We start from the raw sequence: 15,220 nt of genomic DNA on the forward strand, positions 1-15,220 counted from the left end.
GCGTTATTTCTGTTGAGCAAAAATTGTTTATTTGATGTTCTGCTCACAGCCAACTTGCTATTTCCTCATTATTACGCGCTTTTATAATAATTTGCAGTGCAATAATTCACATATTTGCTATTATTTATATCAAATTGACATGGTTAAATTGCAAAATGATAAGTTTACAAGACGAAAAGCTCATTGCACTGTTGCGAAATAATGCACGGGAGAGCATCTCAGAGTTAGCACGAAAACTCGATATTTCTAGAACGACAGTACAGAACCGTATTGCGAAATTAGAACAAAATGGAGTGATCAAGGGCTATCGAGTCGAATTTGCTGAACAATATATCGATGACCTTGTGTCTGCCCATGTTGCAATAAAGGTAAAGCAAAAGCTCACCGCAAAAGCAAACTTGGCATTACAACAGTTACCAAATGTTTCAGCACTTTATGCTATAAGTGGAGAATATGACTTGATTGCCATTGTTGAAGCGCAGAGTTTGGAGCAGCTGAGTCATCTACTTGACGAAATCGGTAATTTGGAAGGAATAGAGCGTACTAATTCGTCAGTTATCTTAGAAACAAAATTTAAGCGTTAGAACAATTCATGGATAACGTGAAGTGAGTTTTATAAGACTGTATCTATTTTTCAACGTAAGGCGAGGGGATCACCCTACGTGTTCTGGCAACCAAATACTCGTGCCCGTAGCTGCGATGTGATTTACATTGCCATTGAGCACTTTGCTACCAACGTTGTTGGAGCTTTCTGGTCTGCTGACTAAGTAGCCTTGTACACAACTGATCCCAAGGTCTTTAACTAACTCAAATTGCTCAATTTGCTCAACTCCCTCGGCGACAACTTTCAGCTCTAATTGCTGTCCAAGTTCACTGATCGAATTTAATATTTTACGATATTTCGGATTGCTATTTGCTTGAGTGATAAATAGCTTGTCGATTTTGATTACATCGATAGGAAGGTCAGCGAGTGTGCTCAAAGAGCTAAAACCAGTACCAAAATCGTCAATAGCAACGCTTATTCCTGCATCTCTGCATTGCTGTAGCTGAGAAATTGTTTCATTGCTGGCTTTGATCAGCGTTGATTCGGTAATTTCTAGCATCAATGCACTTGCAGGTAGCCCAGTTTTTTCCAGTGCCGTATTGACCCATTCAAAAATTTTCCGATGTTTAAGCTGAATACCCGAGACATTGACCGAAATTTTTACCTTCTTCATACCTGCATTATGCCAAGCAGACATTTGCCTGCATGACTCAAGCAAGATCCAGTCGCCAAGCTCTAGGATTAAATTAGACTCTTCAGCAATAGGAATAAATTCAGCTGGGGGGATAAGCCCCTCTATTGGATGGTTCCAGCGGATCAGCGCTTCAAAATAATCAATCGCGCAATCTTCAACATGTACGATAGGCTGGAATGAGAGATAAAAGCTTTGTGCTGCAATGGCTAGTCTCAGTTCTTCAAGCAGGTAATGATAGCGCCGCATTTTAGAGCCCATTTCAGGTGAATAGACTTTAAATATGCCGCGACCGTCTGATTTTGCACGGTACATAGCTACATCGGCCATTTGCAACAGCGAGTTTGGCGTTGCTGCACTGTCGGGATAAACCGCGATACCAATACTTGCGCCAATTTTTACCAATTTATTGCCAAGTAAAAAGTCACGCTCTATATCGCACAAGATAGACTGTGCGATTTCAGTACATAAATTAGGGTTAGGAAGTGTGGGAATAAAAATCGAAAACTCATCGCCCCCTAGGCGTGATAAGTTTTGTTCAAGTCCATAGATTGGGTGGGTGTCTTCAAGTCCAAACTGACGAACTACTTTTGATAGTCGTAGTGCAACTTGAATAAGAATTTCATCTCCAAAACTGTGACCGAAAGAGTCATTCACTTGTTTAAAGCCATCTAAGTCAATAAATAGCAGGCCGCATTTTGCTTGATTGAGTTCTGCTTGTTTTAATTTTACCTCGATATGGTCAATGTAGGCATGGCGGTCAATTAATTTGGTGAGCTTATCTTGAAAAATTTGCGACTCGGAATGACGTTTAACCCTCGCCAGGTGACTAGATAAATCATGAATAGAGTGACTTAACCCAGCAAGAGGTGACTTGTGATGAAGCGGTGCACTGTCAACTTCAAGGCGAGTCAGGATATTGTGTACATCATTGTTTATCTTGTCCACGTCTCTATCTTGATTGCGGTATCGACATTCTGCCTTCAGTAAATAAAAAATAATCGTGAGTAAGGTCGCTAAAGCCGTCAGTGTGATGGGGGAAGTAAATACGTCATACCATACTAAGTTGACGTCAATAAATTTGCGTGTATCAGCTGCAAGGTCAATCACCACAAATAGGTCACTTTCGCTGCTACTAAAATGTATTCCATGTAATAAAAAGGCATACCAAGGTGATGCCACTGAGTTTTCTAATGAACTAACCGCAAAACCAGTAGATAGTAATTCAAAAACGTGCGCTTTAAACGATAGATGAAGCAATATGACAACAAATAACGCGCCTAAAACTAGGGTACTTGTTAGTCTTATAGCACGTGTCATGAATAGGCTTTCCTTAAAAATTCGCTACTCACGTTATCAAGCTAAGATGACATGGTAGGCGATAATGATTTGGTCTGTAAGATAGTTTTTTACACATTTTAGCATTCAGTTGCAAACTTCATCGTGCAAAAGTACCAAAAATCTCATATTGGTCGTGACTTTATATGCGCTTGATCAATTATTAGTTAAATTCACTTTACATGAGAACGGTTCTTAACTAGCTTTCATCTTAACTTTTAACGTAATTGGCTCAGCGATTGCAAGGATCTCATAGCAACCTGAAATTACGACTTGTCAGATTTAGGTTGCGACAAAGTGGTGCAAAAGCGCACCAAATTAGTACTGTCATACAAACTCAATATTTGTTTGCTGTACTTGAGGTTCGTGATTGATAGAGCAGGCTTGATGGTGCTGTGTTAGTACAGTGTCAGATAGCTGGGTTCTTAAAAAATACCCAAAATAAATCGTACACAGTTACCAGTCGTTTGCAGTATTAGCGTACGTCACTGTGAAATATGGACTCACACAAGGTAAATGGGGGTTATATGCTCACCAAACGGTTTTTTAAAACAAAAGACGAAGCAGAAGTTACATTTTCATTTTCACACCCACAAGCTAAAACTGTAGCGCTGGTCGGGGATTTTAATGGCTGGCAACCTGAGCCAATGAAGTTTGTTAAAAAAGAGTGTGCTTTTAAACTTAAACACCGTTTACCAACCGACAAAGATTACCATTTTAGATATTTGATTGATGGCGAGGTCTGGGATAACGATCATCAAGCGGATGATTACGTGCCAAATGGATTTGGGGAAGACAACAGCGTTGTATCCACTTGCAGGGCTTAAGACAATAAATGGACCATATTGCTCAGCTTTTATATTTATATGGTATTGGTTATGAATATCATAAATATACAGGTGATCATGTTATCTTTGATCACCAGACTCGCTTGTCAGCCCTCAAAGAATGTGGTGTAAATACAGATGATATTGATGAAGTAAATGCACTTAATTTTGCTTTGGATATTGCAAAATGGCTAACACCTATCGAAGCTATTACGTTAACAAAAGAAGCCCAGCCTAAGTTAACGTTGAGACTTGAAGCGTGTAGTAGCTTATCTGAGCTTACTATCTCTATTCCTGCATTAAATTATCATTTTGTTTGTGAGTGCAACAACCTGTCAGAAGTGGGTGACTACGTTTATCAAGGAACGCGTTATGTAGCATTGTCAGTCGCTATTGCTCCAGTTGTTGTTGGTTATCATCAAGCCAAAGTAACTATAAATGGACAATGCTACGAAACTGAGTTTTGGGTTACTCCCGAGCATTGCTACGATCCCATCTCGGATAATAAAAAGTTACTTGGGATCTCTGTACAACTTTATTCGCTTAAACCTGAAAACTCAAAACTAAGCGCTGATTTTTTTGAGTTGAAAGAGCTGATTGTTTTGGCAGCTGGCGAGGGAGTTGATTACATTTTATTGAACCCACTCCACCTACTGTTTGTCGAACAACCAGAAAAGGCAAGCCCATATAGCCCAAATGATAGGCGCTTACTTCACCCTTTTTATATATCTATTGAGTTGTTATGTGAGCGATTCAATGTAGATAAAAGCGTGTTTTTTAAGCAAAGTAATATCGATAAAAGTGACCGTAATCACAGTTACCTTGATATGTCTCGTTGTATGAACGACAAATTAGCTAAGCTGCATAGCTTATGGCAGTACTTACAAAATCAACGCAATGACTGGGATGCTGATTTTAAACAGTTTTGTCAGCGCAAAAAAGAAGAGTTGAGTGGGTTTACTGACGATGAGTTCGCCAGGTTTTTACAGTGGGTAGCGTTTGAGCAGTTGGCACATTGTCAGCTAGTGGCACTAGAACACGGTATGGCAATAGGGCTTATTAATGATTTAGCCGTTGGTTGTGCTGACGGCTCGAGTGAATATGAGAGTAATCGGTCACTCTATGCCGAACATGCGAGAGTTGGAGCGCCGCCAGATCCATGGGCTGAGCAGGGACAAAATTGGGGCCTGCCAGCGCTTAACCCTGTCAAGTTAAAAGTTGAACGGTTCGAGTTTTTTAAACAGCTGATTAGAGCAAATATCAGCGGAGTCGGGGGGCTACGGATTGATCATGTGATGGGGTTAAGACGCTTATGGTGGTGCTTTGTAAGTGGGGAGTCTCAGAGTGGCTGTTACGTTTATTATCCTTTTGAATACTTACTCGCAATATTGAAGATAGAGTCGGCGCTACACAAAGTCATGGTGATCGGAGAAGATTTGGGAGTGGTGCCAACGGAAATTAAGTTAGCAATGGCAGAGTCCCACATATACAGCAATATTCTATTTTATTTTGAAAAAGATCATGATGATCAGTTTCTTGCCGTTGAACATTATAAAAAAAAATGCTTTGTTAATGGTTGCTAATCATGACGTACCACCTTTTTTTGGCTGGTGGGAGCACGATGATTTGCGGCTCAAAAAGCAATATCAGCTACTCGATGAGCAGCAAACCTCAGTTGCAAATGTACAAAGGGAGACGGAGCGAGACAAGCTTTGTCGTTGGTTGAGTCTTCATGGTGTGCGAGGTATAGACCTAAAAAGCGAGGCTGCTTTAGTTTATCCGGCGTTAATAAAGGTGCTAGCTCAGTCACCGGCAAAAATGTTGACGCTACAATTGGATGATCTCGACTGTCAGCGGCTACCAGTAAATATCCCCGGTACCGATAAGGAATATCCAAACTGGAGGCGGCAGTTAACTCAAACATCAACAGAGATTATCGCAAAATCCCAAATGCTGATCCGCGACGCTGTCACAAGCAGGAATTTATAGATGAATACAAGACCAAATTTAGAAGACGCTCAAATGCCTCATTATGATTGCCAAGTTACCGCGCTGGCGGCAGGTAAATGTCGTGATCCGTTTGCTTTTTTAGGGCTACATCAATTTAATGATAATCAGTCGGTGGTACGATGCTACATTCCAGGGGCGCAAGAGGTATTTGTACTTACAAAACATAGTAGGTATCCGCTAACGCAATTTCGTCAAAGCGCTCTATTTTCATCGGTTTTAGACAAAAATTTTGCCAATCAAGAATATCAGTTAGAAGTTGTTTATCCAAATCAGACAGTAACCGGTAGAGATGTATATTCGTTTGCGAGCACCTTATCAGATGAAGCTTTGTATTTATTTAATGAAGGTACACAGGCGCAAGCCTATCTGCACCTCGGCGCACATCAACTTACAGTGGATGGTGTTGAAGGGTTTCGCTTTAGCGTTTGGGCACCAAACGCATTATCTGTTTCGGTGATCGGTGACTTTAACCATTGGAACAACACTCAACATCCAATGAGATTGCACCCTGCCAGTGGCGTATGGGAACTTTTTATACCTCAACTGAATGTCGACCGTTGCTATAAGTTTGCTATTACAACATTTGATGGAGAGCGAATTGAAAAGGCAGATCCACTTGCATTCAAAATGGAGCAAGCGCCAGGGACTGCAAGTATTACGCAATCAAAGCCAACAGCAGTGGTGACTCAACCTGAGCAAATAGAAAAAGCATCTCGCAATAGGATTGATGCACCAATTAGTATATACGAGGTACATCTTGGGTCTTGGAAGCGCCGAGAACAAGAAGGTAATCGCTATTTAACGTACCGTGAACTTGGAGATGACTTAATCCCTTATGTGAAGTCTTTGGGATTCACACATCTGCAATTGATGCCAATCAGCGAATATCCTTTTGATGGCTCTTGGGGTTATCAACCTGTTGGCTTGTTCTCACCCACCAGTCGGTTTGGAGGAGTAGAAGATTTTGCATACTTTGTTGAATGTTGTCATCAAGCTGAGTTGGGGTTGTTAATAGATTGGGTTCCTGGACATTTTCCTTCCGACCCTCACGGCTTGCATAAATTTGATGGCACGCACCTATATGAACATGCTGACAAAAGACAGGGATTCCATCCTGATTGGAACACATACATTTTTAATTATGACCGCGCAGAAGTAAAAAGCTTCTTATTATCTAACGCGATGTACTGGATCAAGGAATACGGCATTGATGGTTTGCGTGTCGATGCCGTGGCATCGATGTTGTACTTGGATTACAGCAGAAAGCAAGGCGAGTGGATCCCTAACCAATATGGTGGACGTGAAAACTTGGGTGCGATTGAATGTTTAAAGTCAGTAAACACTCAATGTTACGGTGAAAATGATGGGATCATGATGGTAGCTGAGGAATCTACAGCTTGGCCTGGGGTAACGCGTAGTGTCGAACATGATGGATTGGGTTTTGGCTATAAATGGAATATGGGGTGGATGAACGACACCCTGAATTATATGTCAAAAGACCCTATTCACCGCAAATACCACCATCATGAAATGACCTTTTCCATGGTCTATGCTTACTCTGAAAATTATATTTTACCATTAAGCCACGACGAAGTCGTTCACGGGAAAGGTGCGTTATTGAGCAAAATGCCAGGGGATGATTGGCAGCAATTTGCTAACTTAAGGGCTTATTATGGGTTTATGTTCGCACACCCTGGCAAAAAGCTGCTATTTATGGGATCTGAGTTGGCACCGCGTGAGGAGTGGAACCACAACCAGCAATTAAATTGGCATTTGTTAGAGAGTGAAGCGCATCGCGGTATCTATAAATGTATCAAATCACTAAATGAAACCTACAAGGCAACGCCTCAATTGTTCGAGTGTGATACTAAGTCCACTGGATTCAATTGGATAGATGGTGGAAATGCTGAACAAAGTATCTTTAGTTTTATCCGTTATGGAAACGATGGCTTGACCCCACTTGTCGTAGTGGCAAATTTCACCCCCCAGACACATTTTCATTTCCGTTTAGGCGTACCGGCTTCTGGCGTTTATCAAGTGATTTTAAACACTGATGACACGGAATTTTGGGGCAGTGGCGTTGGTATTGTTGCACATAAGCAACAATTGATAGAGTCGAAAGAGATTGAAAGCCACGGACTTAGTCAAAGTATTGATATAACCATCCCGCCGCTGGCGACTATTTATTTACAGCTGATCTCTGGTGGCACATGCTAATAAGCTATCGTGGCCACCCTTATACGCTTGGCGCAACTGTTACGGGCAAAGGCGTTAACTTTTGTGTTTATGCGCCAAAAGCGGCAAAAGTGACATTGTGTTTGTTTGATAAAAGCGGGCATAGTGAAGTCAATCGTTTGCCCATGTTTCGCCACGAAGGGGGAAATTGGTCGCTATTTATCGAAGGGGCAAAAGCAGGTGATTTATATGGATACCGGGTTGATGGCGATTATCGTGCAGAGAAAGGTTTATTATTCAACGTCAATAAACTTTTACTAGACCCATATTGCAAAGATTTTTTTGGTGAGTTTACATGGAGTGAGCGACATTTTTGCCACCTGCCTGTGGGGCATTTGAATCCATCAGACAACGCATGTGACATGCCAAAAAGCAAAGTCGTAGCGACCGAAAAGTATGTAGGGGTGCGCCCAAACACACCTTGGAGTAAAACCGTAATATATGAGTGTCATGTAAAAGGAGCCACGGTACGCCATCCTGAGGTACCTGCTAAGCTGCAAGGTAAATATCTGGGCCTTGCCGAACCTGTATTTATTGATCATCTGAAGCATATTGGTGTGACAGCTGTGCAGCTCTTGCCAGTGCATGCCTTTATTAACGAACAGTTTTTGACTACTAAGGGATTAAAAAATTACTGGGGTTACAATACGCTTAGCTTTTTTACTCCACACAAAAGTTACCTTGTCAGTGATGATATTAATGAATTTAAGTTAATGGTCGAGCGACTGCATCAGGCTGGAATAGAGGTGATTTTAGATGTGGTCTTTAATCACACAGCCGAAGGCGGCATAGATGGACCTACGATTAGCTTTAAAGGGTTTGATAATCTCACCTATTACAGCACCTTACCAAATAAACCAAATGTTTATATAAATGACACTGGATGTGGAAATACCCTTAATATTTCAAACCCCGTCGTATTGAAACTGGTATTAGACAGCTTGCGATATTGGGTTGAATATATGGGAGTAGATGGTTTTAGATTTGATTTGGCGACGATCCTAGCGCGTCAAACCTCTGGCTTTTCTAATCAGCATGCTTTTTTGCAAGCGCTTAATCAAGATCCTATTCTGAGTAAGGTGAAATTAATTGCAGAGCCTTGGGATATTGGACCTGGGGGTTACCAACTAGGGCAATTTCCAGCACCTTGGCGAGAGTGGAATGATAAATTTAGAGATACTGTCAGGCGCTTCTGGCGTGGGGATGAGGGAGTGCTTCCTGAGCTGGCAATGCGGATCCACGGTTCAAGTGATGTATTTGAACATAATCTACGGGGACCGTTGAACTCTATTAATTTTATTACCAGTCATGACGGCTTTTCACTGTTTGACTGGACGGCCTACGAACAAAAACATAACGAAGCCAATGGTGAAGCTAATCTAGATGGCCATAGTGAAAACTATTCATTTAACTGTGGTGTTGAGGGGTTCAGTGCAGATCCTAAAGTTAATGAACTTAGACTTTGTATGCAAAAAAATGCGCTTCTAACATTGTTTTTATCTAAAGGCGTTCCGATGATTTGTGCTGGCACCGAAATGGCACACTCGCAAAATGGTAATAATAATGCTTATTGCCAAGACAATTGTACGAGTTGGTTAGCATGGAAAAATCATCAACAGCATCATCCGCTTACTTTCTTCATTCAAGACTTATTGGCAATACGCAAACAGTTTGCGGCCTTTTCTTACTTGTTTTATGTGCATAACAGCGACAGCCGGTTTGCGGTTAATTGGTTTAATGAAGAAGCCAAACCGCTTTCCCCAGAGCAGTGGCGTGAGCCGAGTCGAAAATGGCTAAGTTACACCATTACAGATCAGCAATTAGGCCAAAGTTTACTGATTATTTTGAACGCAAGTGACAACACAATAAATATCAAATTGCCACAAAGTGCTTTTTCCTCTAATTGGAAACTAGCGATCACAACGGCTGTCGAGGTACACAAAACAGATATTGACTCATATTTACAGGTTCCGGCTAAGTCAGCATGGATATTTACATCAATCAAAGGGGATGAATAGCATGGCTAATAAAAGTGCACCAGTTTGCGTTGTGAAACATTGGCAAGATGCACCAAAGATAGATGAAGACACCTTAACCGACGATTTAACGCGTCATTTTTATTATACCTTGGGGCGTGACAAAGTCGGGGAATCCCGTTTGTACCTGTATCACGCTTTGGCACTGACGATCCGCGACCGATTAGTTGCTCGTTGCCGAGCGACCAAAGAACACATTAAAAGTCAGAAAACTCGAAAAGCTGCCTATCTCTCTTTAGAGTTTTTGATGGGCCGAGCGTTGTCAAATGCAGTGATTAATCTTGACCTTCATGAACAAGTGCAGTCGGCGCTACAAGAGTACTGCACTGAACTTGAAGAAGTAGCAGAGGCAGAGCATGATGCAGGCTTAGGTAATGGTGGCTTAGGACGTTTAGCAGCGTGTTTTTTAGATAGTTGTGCCTCACTTGCGCTTCCTGTTATTGGTTACGGTTTACGCTATGAGTTTGGTATGTTTAATCAAACCTGTGAGCAAGGTCATCAGGTTGAACAGCCTGATAACTGGCTCCGAGAAGGTCATCCATGGGAGCTGGCAGCGCCTGAGCAAGCAAGGCGAGTGAAGTTTTTTGGACATGTTGAGGTACATACTGATAAGCAGGGTAGGCAACACCACGAATGGCTTGATACGCAAGATGTCTTGGCCGTTCCGTACGACGTACCTGTGCCTGGGTATCGAAATGGTGTTGTAAATACCTTACGACTTTGGAAGTCTGAAGCGACGGATGAGTTTGATTTAACCGAGTTTAATGCCGGGAGTTATTCAGAAGCGGTTGCTAAAAAAAACCAAGCTGAACAGATCACTATGGTGCTTTACCCTAATGACGCCAGTGAAAACGGTAAAGAGCTTAGACTAAGGCAGCAATACTTTTTATCCAGCGCAAGTTTACAAGATGTTATTGCTACATGGGTTGAACAATATGGAGATGATTTTAAGGACTTTGCTGACTTTCATGTGTTCCAACTTAATGACACACATCCTAGTGTCGCGGTTGCTGAACTGATGCGTATTTTGCTGGATGACTATGAGCTGGAGTGGGATGAAGCATGGAAAATTACGACCTCAACGATGGCCTACACCAACCATACTCTACTGCCAGAGGCTTTGGAGCGTTGGTCGGTCAGTCTTTTTCAACGTTTACTACCTAGGCTATTAGAAATTATTTATGAGATAAACGCTCGTTTCCTCTCCGAAGTCGCATTAAAGTGGCCAGGAGATATAGAGAAGCAGCGCGCGTTGTCGCTCATCGAAGAGTCAGAACATCCTCAAATTCGTATGGCATACCTTGCAATTGTTGGTAGTTATTCGGTAAACGGAGTTGCAGCTTTACATACCGAGTTATTAAAAGCTGGCTTATTCAATGACTTTTATCAACTATGCCCAGAAAAGTTCAACAACAAAACGAATGGGGTAACACCAAGACGTTGGTTGTCACATTGTAATCCACAACTTGCAGCGCTTATTTCAGAGAAAATCGGAGATGGCTGGCAAGCAGACTTTTCAAAAATCAGCGAGCTGCGTCGATTTTATGATAATCACGCTTTCCAACAACAATGGTTGGCGGTGAAGCAGCAAAATAAGCGCCGCTTAACTGAGCTGGTAAAACAAGAGTGTAGCGTAGAGTTTGATCCTGACATGATGTTTGATGTCCAAGTAAAAAGGATACACGAATACAAACGTCAGTTATTAAATATCCTTCATGTGATCCACCTATATGATCGAGTTTGCAGAGGGGAAGTTTCTGGGTTGGTTCCCCGTTGTGTTTTATTTGGCGGTAAAGCAGCGCCAGGTTATTACATGGCTAAAAAGATCATTAAACTCATCAATAATGTTGCAAGCGTTATTAATAATGATCCCGCAGCTAAGCCTTATCTTCGCGTTGCATTTTTACCAAATTACAACGTTTCAAAGATGGAAGTAATATGTCCTGCAACTGATTTATCGGAGCAGATATCAACCGCAGGCAAGGAAGCTTCAGGCACCGGAAACATGAAATTTATGATGAATGGTGCTGTGACAATTGGCACTCTTGATGGCGCTAATATAGAAATTAGAGACTGTGTCGGTGCCGATAATTTTTACTTATTTGGCTTGACAGCAGAAGAAGCTCAGCAGGCCAGACTACATTACCAACCGTTAAAAATCATAGAAAGTAATCAAGATTTAAACCGCGTGATGACACTATTGGAAAGCGGCCATTTCAATCTTTTTGAGCCTAATATTTTCGATGACATTATCAACTCAATAAAAAGTAGCAGCGACCCATGGTTAGTCGCTCAAGACTTTCCTTCTTATGTTGAAAGTCAAGAACATGCGGCTCAAGCATATAAAGACAAGGAACACTGGCTGCGTATGAGTATTCTCAATACAGCAGCGAGTGGAAAATTTTCCAGTGATAGAACAATTCAAGAATACAGCGATGATATTTGGCGATTGAGTCCGATGCAGTAGTCAGCGCAACAAAGTTATGGAGAGAACAAATAATGCCTAATTATGCGAATCGTTATATTAGTACCCTCACTCGAGAAACATATGCTTTAATACTTGCGGGTGGACGAGGTTCGCGCCTTCATGAGCTCACCACTTGGAGAGCAAAACCCGCAGTATACTTTGGCGGTAAGCATCGAATTATTGATTTTCCACTGTCTAACTGTATTAACTCAGGGATCAGACGAGTGGGGATTGCCACGCAATATAAATCACACTCGCTTATCCGTCATGTTAATCGCGCATGGGGCCACTTTAAAAAAGAGCTGGGAGAATCTGTAGAGATATTACCAGCATCACAACGATATGGTGATGAGTGGTACTGCGGCACCGCAGACGCAGTATTTCAAAATATGGATATTATTCGTCACGAGCTCCCCAAATACGTGATGATCTTATCCGGTGATCATGTCTATAGAATGGATTACGGTGGACTGCTTGCAAAACACGTAGAAACAGGGGCTGATATGACCGTATGTTGTATTGAAGTGCCTTGTGAAGAAGCGGCAAAAACGTTTGGTGTAATGACGGTCGATGAGAGTAATCGGGTACGTCGTTTCGATGAAAAACCAGTTGACCCAACCTCTATTCCGGGCAAGCCTGGTGTGTGTCTAGCCTCGATGGGAAATTATGTTTTCAATACTGAGTTCTTATTTGAGCAATTAAAAAAAGATGCAGAACGTGAGGGATCAGGTCGTGACTTTGGCCATGATATTATTCCGGCTATTATAGAAGAACACAATGTGTTTGCTTATCCCTTTAGCGATCCGTCATACGGCGGCCAACCTTATTGGCGCGATGTAGGTACGCTAGATTCGTTTTGGGAAGCGAATATGGAATTAGTTTCACCAGAGCCTCAGCTCGATTTGTACGATCCGCAATGGCCTATTTGGACATATCAAGAACAGCTACCGCCAGCTAAATTCATTTTTGATGATGATGATAGACGTGGTATGGCAGTTGATTCAACGGTCTCTGGTGGTTGTATCATTTCAGGTTCTAAAGTAAAAAAATCCCTACTGTTCTCAAATGTGCATGTACATTCCTATTGCGAAATTGAAGGCGCAGTTGTGTTGCCTGGTGTAAAAATAGGGCGGAATTGTCGTATTAAAAATGCCATTATAGATAGGAGTTGCCAGATACCAGAGGGTATGACTATAGGTCATGATAACGAGCAAGATAAAGCGAATGGCTTCAGAGTGTCGAATAAAGGGATAGTGCTAGTTACCCGAGACATGTTGGCTGAGCTACCAAAAAAACATAATCAATAGTCCATGTAGAGGTATTATGCATGTAATTCTTGTGGCAGCCGAGAATGATCGGTTGCCAAATTGTAAAGTTGGCGGGGTGGCTGATGTTATCCGTGATATTCCCTATGCACTTGCGGAGCTTGGTATTAAAGTATCAGTTGTAACGCCTGATTACGGACAAATTGCGTTAAATCGACACTTTGTAGCAGATATTGCAGTGCCATTCCGTCAACATTTAGAAACAGCAACACTTTGGTCTGTGGAAAAATCTGACGGCGTTACTCAATATGTGGTCTCACATTCTTTATTTAGTGAGCACCATGGAGCAATTTATTGTAATGATACTCATCAACCATTTGCGACTGATGCAAACCGTTTCGCATTTTTTAGTGCGGCGGTGGCTGAGCTTATAGAGCATGAATTAATTGCAGACATAGATGTTGTGCACCTACATGATTGGCATGCCGCTGTGGTTGCGGTGTTGCGTCGATTTAGTCCGAGATTTAAACGCCTAAAGCAGCTAAAAACGGTATACACAGTACACAACCTCGCGCTTCAAGGTATACGACCTTTCAATCATGACTTTTCGAGCTTAGAGTCTTGGTTTCCAACACTGACTTATGATGGCCTTAGTATTTGCGACCCAAAATATCCTCATTGCTTTAATCCGATGCGAGCGGCCATTAATCTCACTGATAGAGTCCACGTCGTCTCTCCCAATTATGCAAAAGAAGTGATGCTTCCAAGCCACCCTGAACTAGGCTTTTTTGGTGGTGAGGGCTTGGAGGGAGATATGCAGCATGCTTGTCACGAAGGGCGGTTGGCAGGCATCTTGAACGGGTGTGTGTATACTGAAGACGCAGAGACACACTGCCAAACCAATCTTATAGATTACTTGAAACTTGCTGAATTACACGTATTTCAATGGATGGCTAAGTCTAATCAGGTACTGTCTCGGTTTTACATTGCTCACCAGCGGATACAAGCTTGGCTTGGCGAGCCATTTGAAGGAAAAGTGATCACAAGTGTCGGTAGACTCACAGATCAAAAAGCGCTTATTTTAAGGCAGCCGACTCACGCTGGGATTGTTTTGGATAATATTGCTGAGTTGACTGGTCGAAGCGGTGCTAGAATTATTATCGTGGGTTCTGGGGATCCTGCCTTAGAACAATTGTTCACTGAAATAATGGCAAGGCACGGTAACGTACTATTTTTGAATGGTTACGGCAAAGAGTTGGGTGAGCTACTTTATTTACTTGGCGACCTCTTTTTAATGCCTAGCTCATTTGAACCATGTGGAATAAGTCAAATGCTTGCGATGCGAGCTGGGCAGCCTTGTATCGTTCACAAGGTAGGTGGACTTGCTGATACGGTAAAGCATAACGAAACAGGATATTGCTTTGAAGGTGATACACTTGCAGAGCAAGGTCGACAGCTTATCGCGATTTTTGAACTTGCATTAGCCGATCTGTGTAACAATCAAATCAAATACCAAGCGCTTTGCCAGCAGGCTAAACTACAGCGGTTTGACTGGTATAGTGTAGCCCAAAAATACACAGAGCAACTGTATCGATAAACGACGCTGGCTGTATTAATTGACCTAAACTCGGGATAATAACTGGTTCTCTAGCAGCGGTTATCCCTTACTATTGTGTTAAATTTGTATGCAACAGACTCGCTTTTGACACACAAATTCGCCTTGTATCAAGAAATAACCTTTGGCTAGCCAGATGTTACACTTTTTTAGCTTAGGTATTTTAAGTGATTAATACCAATTTGCTTAATT

Annotated in this window: 10 protein-coding genes; 9 read left to right on the plus strand and 1 reads right to left on the minus strand. The window is 41.9% G+C overall.

The genetic code is table 11. The features are described 5' to 3' along the window. Window positions 1-155: 155 nt before the first annotated feature. Window positions 156-584 (plus strand): Lrp/AsnC family transcriptional regulator, encoded by a 429-nt coding sequence (locus D9603_RS18925; RefSeq protein WP_125253165.1) that lies wholly within the window; start codon window positions 156-158, stop codon window positions 582-584. Between the two features lie 69 nt (window positions 585-653). Here D9603_RS18925 and D9603_RS18930 read toward each other — a convergent pair whose 3' ends face one another. After that, window positions 654-2,555: an EAL domain-containing protein gene (locus D9603_RS18930; protein ID WP_128732471.1), complete on the minus strand. Its 1,902-nt coding sequence runs from the start codon at window positions 2,553-2,555 to the stop codon at window positions 654-656. 545 nt (window positions 2,556-3,100) lie between these two features. On the opposite strand from D9603_RS18930, the gene D9603_RS18935 reads away from it, so the two are divergent. Genes D9603_RS18935 through D9603_RS18965 form a run of 8 tightly spaced genes read left to right on the plus strand, consistent with a single transcriptional unit; the run spans window position 3,101 to window position 15,010 of the window. After that, the gene (locus D9603_RS18935; protein WP_125253163.1) at window positions 3,101-3,400 is read left to right on the plus strand and encodes an isoamylase early set domain-containing protein; all 300 of its coding nucleotides are present in this window, start codon (window positions 3,101-3,103) and stop codon (window positions 3,398-3,400) included. A gap of 8 nt (window positions 3,401-3,408) precedes the next feature. Beyond that, complete coding sequence (locus tag D9603_RS18940) at window positions 3,409-4,983, plus strand: 4-alpha-glucanotransferase (RefSeq protein WP_277750229.1); 1,575 nt, start codon at window positions 3,409-3,411, stop codon at window positions 4,981-4,983. After that, on the plus strand, window positions 4,973-5,389 hold the full coding sequence (locus D9603_RS22310; protein ID WP_277750230.1) for a 4-alpha-glucanotransferase: 417 nt from the start codon (window positions 4,973-4,975) through the stop codon (window positions 5,387-5,389). The genes D9603_RS18940 and D9603_RS22310 overlap by 11 nt, the downstream gene beginning before the upstream one ends. Then, window positions 5,390-7,627, plus strand: a complete 2,238-nt coding sequence (gene glgB, locus D9603_RS18945) for a 1,4-alpha-glucan branching protein GlgB (RefSeq protein ID WP_128732472.1) — start codon at window positions 5,390-5,392, stop codon at window positions 7,625-7,627. It begins immediately after the preceding gene. Further along, window positions 7,621-9,663 carry a glycogen debranching protein GlgX gene (gene glgX, locus D9603_RS18950; protein ID WP_128732473.1) on the plus strand — a complete coding sequence of 681 codons (2,043 nt, stop codon included), beginning with the start codon at window positions 7,621-7,623 and terminating at the stop codon, window positions 9,661-9,663. The genes glgB and glgX overlap by 7 nt, the downstream gene beginning before the upstream one ends. A 1-nt stretch (window position 9,664) precedes the next feature. Continuing rightward, a complete protein-coding gene (locus D9603_RS18955) occupies window positions 9,665-12,148 on the plus strand; it encodes a glycogen/starch/alpha-glucan phosphorylase (RefSeq protein WP_128732474.1) in 2,484 nt (827 codons plus the stop codon). Between the two features lie 32 nt (window positions 12,149-12,180). Beyond that, window positions 12,181-13,455: a glucose-1-phosphate adenylyltransferase gene (gene glgC, locus D9603_RS18960; RefSeq protein WP_128732475.1), complete on the plus strand. Its 1,275-nt coding sequence runs from the start codon at window positions 12,181-12,183 to the stop codon at window positions 13,453-13,455. A gap of 16 nt (window positions 13,456-13,471) precedes the next feature. Further along, window positions 13,472-15,010, plus strand: a complete 1,539-nt coding sequence (locus D9603_RS18965) for a glycogen/starch synthase (RefSeq protein WP_128732476.1) — start codon at window positions 13,472-13,474, stop codon at window positions 15,008-15,010. Window positions 15,011-15,220: the final 210 nt, after the last annotated feature.

The sequence above is a fragment of the Pseudoalteromonas sp. PS5 genome, from assembly GCF_004103255.1.
In the GTDB taxonomy this organism is placed as follows: Bacteria; Pseudomonadota; Gammaproteobacteria; order Enterobacterales; family Alteromonadaceae; genus Pseudoalteromonas; species Pseudoalteromonas peptidolytica.

Excerpts from the sequence above, each read along its gene's own strand:
- D9603_RS18925 (WP_125253165.1), top strand. The coding sequence starts at position 156 with ATGATAAGTTTACAAGACGAAAAGCTCATTGCACTGTTGCGAAATAAT.
- D9603_RS18930 (WP_128732471.1), bottom strand. The coding sequence starts at position 2,555 with ATGACACGTGCTATAAGACTAACAAGTACCCTAGTTTTAGGCGCGTTA.
- D9603_RS18935 (WP_125253163.1), top strand. The coding sequence starts at position 3,101 with ATGCTCACCAAACGGTTTTTTAAAACAAAAGACGAAGCAGAAGTTACA.
- D9603_RS18940 (WP_277750229.1), top strand. The coding sequence starts at position 3,409 with ATGGACCATATTGCTCAGCTTTTATATTTATATGGTATTGGTTATGAA.
- D9603_RS22310 (WP_277750230.1), top strand. The coding sequence starts at position 4,973 with ATGGTTGCTAATCATGACGTACCACCTTTTTTTGGCTGGTGGGAGCAC.
- glgB (WP_128732472.1), top strand. The coding sequence starts at position 5,390 with ATGAATACAAGACCAAATTTAGAAGACGCTCAAATGCCTCATTATGAT.
- glgX (WP_128732473.1), top strand. The coding sequence starts at position 7,621 with ATGCTAATAAGCTATCGTGGCCACCCTTATACGCTTGGCGCAACTGTT.
- D9603_RS18955 (WP_128732474.1), top strand. The coding sequence starts at position 9,665 with ATGGCTAATAAAAGTGCACCAGTTTGCGTTGTGAAACATTGGCAAGAT.
- glgC (WP_128732475.1), top strand. The coding sequence starts at position 12,181 with ATGCCTAATTATGCGAATCGTTATATTAGTACCCTCACTCGAGAAACA.
- D9603_RS18965 (WP_128732476.1), top strand. The coding sequence starts at position 13,472 with ATGCATGTAATTCTTGTGGCAGCCGAGAATGATCGGTTGCCAAATTGT.